At 66.9% G+C, this 5,385-nt stretch carries 8 protein-coding genes; 5 read left to right on the forward strand and 3 right to left on the reverse strand.

The genetic code is table 11. The features are described from left to right. From LPZ50_RS21225 to LPZ50_RS21245, 5 genes are all read left to right on the forward strand, one after another. A partial coding sequence (locus LPZ50_RS21225; RefSeq protein WP_329957689.1) for an SURF1 family cytochrome oxidase biogenesis protein occupies positions 1-367 on the forward strand: 367 nt, incomplete at its 5' end. Positions 368-417: 50 nt separating this feature from the next. Continuing rightward, positions 418-1,050, forward strand: coding sequence for an SCO family protein (locus LPZ50_RS21230; protein WP_230664701.1), 633 nt, complete (start codon positions 418-420; stop codon positions 1,048-1,050). 14 nt (positions 1,051-1,064) lie between these two features. Continuing rightward, positions 1,065-2,093, forward strand: a complete 1,029-nt coding sequence (locus LPZ50_RS21235; RefSeq protein ID WP_230664703.1) for a COX15/CtaA family protein — start codon at positions 1,065-1,067, stop codon at positions 2,091-2,093. A gap of 10 nt (positions 2,094-2,103) precedes the next feature. Next, positions 2,104-2,997, forward strand: coding sequence for a heme o synthase (gene cyoE, locus LPZ50_RS21240; RefSeq protein WP_230664705.1), 894 nt, complete (start codon positions 2,104-2,106; stop codon positions 2,995-2,997). Positions 2,998-3,010: 13 nt separating this feature from the next. Next, the gene (locus LPZ50_RS21245; RefSeq protein ID WP_230664706.1) at positions 3,011-3,616 is read left to right on the forward strand and encodes an SCO family protein; all 606 of its coding nucleotides are present in this window, start codon (positions 3,011-3,013) and stop codon (positions 3,614-3,616) included. A gap of 42 nt (positions 3,617-3,658) precedes the next feature. Here LPZ50_RS21245 and LPZ50_RS21250 read toward each other — a convergent pair whose 3' ends face one another. From LPZ50_RS21250 to LPZ50_RS21260, 3 genes are all read right to left on the reverse strand, one after another. Beyond that, entirely contained in the window at positions 3,659-3,886 is a 228-nt protein-coding gene (locus LPZ50_RS21250; protein ID WP_230664708.1) for a DUF3717 domain-containing protein, read from the reverse strand. Between the two features lie 152 nt (positions 3,887-4,038). Continuing rightward, positions 4,039-4,689, reverse strand: coding sequence for a LysE family translocator (locus LPZ50_RS21255; RefSeq protein WP_329957690.1), 651 nt, complete (start codon positions 4,687-4,689; stop codon positions 4,039-4,041). A 71-nt stretch (positions 4,690-4,760) separates the two neighbouring features. Further along, positions 4,761-5,385, reverse strand: a 625-nt coding sequence (locus LPZ50_RS21260) for a gamma-glutamyltransferase (protein ID WP_230664710.1), incomplete at its 5' end; no start/stop codon positions are given.

Consider the following 5,385-nt stretch of genomic DNA (forward strand, 5'->3'; position numbering starts at 1 on the left):
GGGCCCGCAAAGCGTAGCCGGGGAACTGGCGCTGCGCGTGCCGCGCCTGTTCGAACTGTGGTCGCTGGGCGGGGCGCGGCAGGGGCAACTACCCGCTACACTGCCGGTGGCCGGCGGGGCGCCGCCGCAGGTGCAGAACCTGGACCTGCCCGCCTACGGCCAGGCGACAGGCCTGGTGTTGTTGCCGGCCGTGCTGATGCAGGCCCGCGGCAGCGACGCCCTGGTGCGCGACTGGCCGCAGCCTTCGGTGGACTACAACCAGAACCAGGGCTATGCCCTGCAGTGGTTCTCGTTCGCCGCGATCGCCGCCCTGGCCTGGCTGGCGGTTGCCTGGCGCGCGTGGCGACGCCATCGCCAGGCAGGCTAGGCCCGCCCGATATTCATCGATACCTATACGATATTCAGGAAAACAGACTCGTGGCTCGCGAAACCTCCACTACAAACGCCCCCGCCAGGAAACGCTCGCTGCTGCCGCTGGTGCTGGTCTTTCTGTGTTCGCTGGCGCCCATCCTGGCGGCCATCGTGGTGTACAACAACCCCCAGTGGTGGCCCGACGAAGCCAGCAACTATGGCGCCTTGCTGGATCCGCAACGCCCCATTCCGCCGGCCAGCGAACTGCAGCTGACCACCCTGGACGGCCAGCCCTTCGACCTGAAAAGCCTGGAAGGCAAATGGCTGCTGTTGAGCGCGGGCCCGGGCGACTGCCCCGAAGCCTGCGCGCGCAAACTGTTCATTACCCGCAACTCGCACGCCAGCCAGGGCAAGAACGTCGATCGCCTGGCGCGCGTGTGGTTCATCACCGACGACGCCGAAGTGCCCGCCAAAGTGCTCGAAGCCTACAAGGGTACGGTCATGGTGCGCGCCCGGCCCGAGCAACTGGCGCGTTTCCTGCTGGCGCGCGATACCGTGGCAGGCCAGCCCGGCCTGCTCGACCCCATCTGGGTCATCGATCCGCTGGGCAATCTGATGCTGCAGTTCCCGGCCAATGCCGACGGTGTCAAGGTGCGCAAAGACATCAGCAAACTGGTCTATAACTCGCGCGTCGGCTAGGTTCCGCATTCATCATGGATCGCATCAAAACACGCTACCGCAAGCTGGTGTTCTTCACCTGGTTCCTGACGCTGGACTTGATCATGTTCGGCGCCTTCGTGCGCCTGACCGATTCCGGCCTGGGCTGCCCCGATTGGCCGGGCTGTTATGGCAAGTTGACGCCGCTGGGCGCCATGGGCGACATCCACCAGGCTTCGCAAGCCATGCCGTTCGGGCCCGTGACGCTGTCCAAGGCCTGGATCGAAATGATCCACCGCTATGTCGGGGCCTTTCTGGGCATGCTGATCATCGCCATTGTGTTCATGGCCTGGCGCTACCGGCGCGAACTGGGCCGCTCGCCCGCACTGGCCATTGCCACCCTGGTGGCCGTGTGCGTGCAGGGCGCATTCGGGGCCTGGACAGTCACGCACAAACTGATGCCGGCCGTGGTGACGGCGCACCTGGTGTTCGGCCTGTCGGTACTGGCGCTGATGACCTGGCTGTCGGCGCGCGAACGCCCGCATCTGCCTATTGCCGCCGCCGCGGCGCGCTGGCGCCCCTGGCTGGTGGGCGGCATGCTGCTGCTGCTGGTGCAGATCACGCTGGGCGGCTGGGTCAGCACCAACTACGCCGCGCTGGCCTGCCTGGATTTTCCCACCTGCCATGGCCAGTGGCTGCCCGACATGGACTTCCACAGCGGGTTTTCCGTGATACGCGGGCTGGGCGAGCTGCCGTCCGGCGAAATGATCTCGCAGAATGCGCTAACCGCCATTCACTGGGTGCACCGCAATTTCGCCTTCATCGTGCTGGCCTACCTGGGCGTGCTGGCCTGGCGGCTGCGCGCCGAACCGGGGCTGCGCGGCCCGGCCACCCTGGTGATGGCGCTGCTGGCGGCGCAATTGTTCACCGGCCTGACCACCATTTTCTTCCAGTGGCCCCTGCTGATCGCCGTGCTGCATAACGGCGGCGCGGCCGGGCTGACGCTGGCGTGCGTGGTCATGCTGGTGCGCCTGGCCACGGCCGGCCACGCCCCGGCGCGGGCCCTGGAGCCGCAGCCCGTTTAAAATAGCCGCCATGACCAGTCTTGCCGCCCCCCAAACCGGACTGCTGCGCCAGTATCTTGTGCTGACCAAGCCGCGCGTGACACAGCTTGCCGTGTTCTGCGCCATTATCGGTATGTTCCTGGCCGTGCCGGGCATGCCAGACCCCAGCCGCGTTGTGTTCGGCACCGTGGGCATCTGGCTGCTGGCGGCCGCGGCCTTCGCCATCAATTGCCTGATCGAACAGGAAATCGATGCGCGCATGCTGCGCACCGCCCGTCGCGCCACCGCGCGCGGCACCATCTCGTCCAACCAGGTCATCACGCTGTCCGGCCTGCTGGGTGGCACCGGCATGCTGGTGCTGTATCACCTGGTGAACCCGCTGACCATGTGGCTGACGTTCGCCACCTTCGTGGGCTATGCGGTCATCTATACCGTCATTCTCAAGCCGCGCACGCCGCAGAACATCGTCATCGGAGGCCTGTCGGGCGCCATGCCGCCCGCCCTGGGTTGGGCCGCCGTGGCCGATGCCGTGCCGGCCGAGGCCTGGGTGCTGGTGCTGATCATCTTCATCTGGACCCCGCCGCATTTCTGGGCCCTGGCGCTATACCGCAACCACGATTACGCCAAGGCCGGCCTGCCCATGCTGCCGGTCACCCACGGGCAGCGCTTTACCCGCCTGCATATCCTGCTGTACAGCCTGGCCTTGGTGGCCACCACCGTGCTGCCCTATGTCATCCGCATGAGCGGGCTGCTGTACCTGGTGTGCGCGCTGGCCCTGGGCGGGCTGTTCGTGGCGTACGCCTGGCGCCTGTACCGCCAGTACAGCGACGCGCTGGCGCGCCGCATGTTCCGCTTTTCCATTCTGTACCTGGCGCTGCTGTTTGCCGCCTTGCTGATGGACCACTGGGCCGCGCTGCTGGCCTGAGGAGACCTGTTTCATGTCCGCGTTTTCCACTTACCGCCGCGCGCTGCTGCGCGGCGCGGCGGCCGTTGCGCTGGCCGGCGCCCTGGCGGCCTGCGGCGAACCCGCGCCCAGTTTCAAGGGCAACGACATCACTGGCACCAAGCTGGGCCAGGCCATGTCCCTGACCGACCACAACGGCCAGCCCCGCACCCTGAAAGATTTCGCCGGCAAAGCGGTGGTGGTGTTCTTCGGCTTTACCCAGTGCCCCGATGTGTGCCCCACGTCGTTGGCGGAACTGTCGCAAGTCATGCAGAAGCTGGGCGACGATGCCGACCGCGTGCAGGTGCTGCTGATCACGGTCGACCCAGAGCGCGACACGCCCGATATCCTCAAGCAATATGTAACCACGTTCGATTCGCGCTTCCTGGGCCTGACCGGCACGCCCGAACAGGTCAAGCAGGCGGCGGCGTCGTTCAAGGCCTACTACGCCAAGGTGCCTACCGAAGGCGGCAAGAACTACACCATGGACCACACCGCGGCCTTCTACCTGTTCGACGCCGAGGGTGAATCGCGCGTGCTGGCCAACAATACCCTGGGCGCCGACGCCCTGGCCCACGACATCAAGGCGCTGCTGCCTTGACCGGGCGCCTGGCTTCCGCCAGGGGCCGGGCGCCGGCGGGATTTACTCCGCCCCATGGGCGGCGCGCCACCCCCGGTATGCCGCCAGCGCCGCCTCATCCAGTTCGGCGGATGCGATTTCCCGCCGATGGCCGATGATCATCAGCGCATAAGGGGTGGCCAGGGCGGCGGCTTCGGCGCACAGGCGCGCCTCTTCGCCCTGCGAGGGCAGGCGGTTGCGCCAGAAATTGATGGCTTGTTCCAGTTCGGGCAGCGGAATCGGCTTATCCATGGCGGCCATTGTCCCAGAATGCAGGCAGATCGTCCGCGCAGGCCTTGCAAAGCGTCACGATCGCAACACGTCGATACCGCGCCCAAATGCTATACAACGGGCCGTACCGTTGATGGAGAACCATCGTGAATACTCCCGTATCCAATAACGCGTCACCGCGTCGCAACCTGCACCCCTTGCTGGCCAGCGCCGCGGTGGCGGTCATCCTGGTGTGCAGCCTGGCCGTCGCCGCCCTGATGGGCTGGCTGCCCCGGCCCTGGGCCGAGACATCCGGCCAGCCGCCCCTGCACGAGGCGCAGGCGCAGGCCGAGGCCGAAAGCGGCCCACAGGCAGATGCACGGGAAGCCGATCAGGATGAACACGACGGCCATCCACGCGGCGTTCATCCCGTAGTCGCCGGACAGGCGGACCGTCGTCGCGGCGGTCAGCACCATCATCCATGCCTTCGGATTGATCCACTGGAAAGCGGCGGCTTCGATGAACGTCCTCGGCCGCGGCTTGCCGCCGTGTGCCTTCACTTCGCCCGACGTGCCGATGCGCCACGCGAGGTACAGCAGGTACGCGGCGCCCACCCATTTCAGCACCGCGAACAGATGCTCCGACGCCTGCATGATCGCGCCAAGTCCGCATCCGACCGCGCCGATCAGGATCAGGTCGGACAGCGCAGCGCCGGCGATGCCGTACGCAGCGATGCGCATGCCGCGCGTGGCGCCGTTGTTCAGCGCCAGCAGCATCGTGGGGCCGGGCATGACCGTGACGGCGGAGACGGCAATGACGTACAGCAGGAGCGTTGTCGTGTTCATGGCGCGGTGCGTCGGTGGAGGAGGGAGGACGTCAGTTTAATGTGCGTCGATCGCGCATGCCGCGGCTTGCCTCACTCCCCCATCGCCACGCCTTCCCGCCGCGGATCCGCGCCGCCGAACCACACCGTCTGCCCCTGCACGTTCAGCCGCTGGATCCCCTGCAGCCCCGAGTTCATCTCGACGACCCGCACGTCGTGCCCGCGGCCCTTCAGCCCGTCGGCGAGCGCCTCCGACACACGACTGCGTTCCAGCTGGGTCGGCCCGTTCATCGACCCGAAGTTCGGCAGCGCGATCGCCTGCTGCATCGTCATCCCCCAGTCGAGCACGCCCACCAGCGTCTTCGCGACGTGATTGATGATCGCGGGGCCGCCGGCCGAGCCGACGATCATCGTCACCTGTTTCGTCTTCTTGTCGAATACGAGTTCCGGCGACATCGCCGAGCGCGGCCGCTTGCCCGGCTGCACGCGGTTCGCGACCGGCCGGCCGTTGTCGTTCGACACGAACGAGAAGTCGGTGAGCTGGTTGTTCAGCATGAAGCCGCGCACCATCAGCCGCGAGCCGAACGCATCTTCGACGCTCGTCGTCATCGACAGCGCCTGGCCGTAACGGTCGACGATCGCGATGTCGGACGTCGACGGCAATTCGGGGCTGCGGTCGTCGGCCAGCGCGAGCGTCGCGCCCTGCGGTGTGCCGGCC

Source organism: Bordetella petrii, assembly GCF_020991325.1.
Classification (GTDB): domain Bacteria; phylum Pseudomonadota; class Gammaproteobacteria; order Burkholderiales; family Burkholderiaceae_B; genus Bordetella_A; species Bordetella_A petrii_E.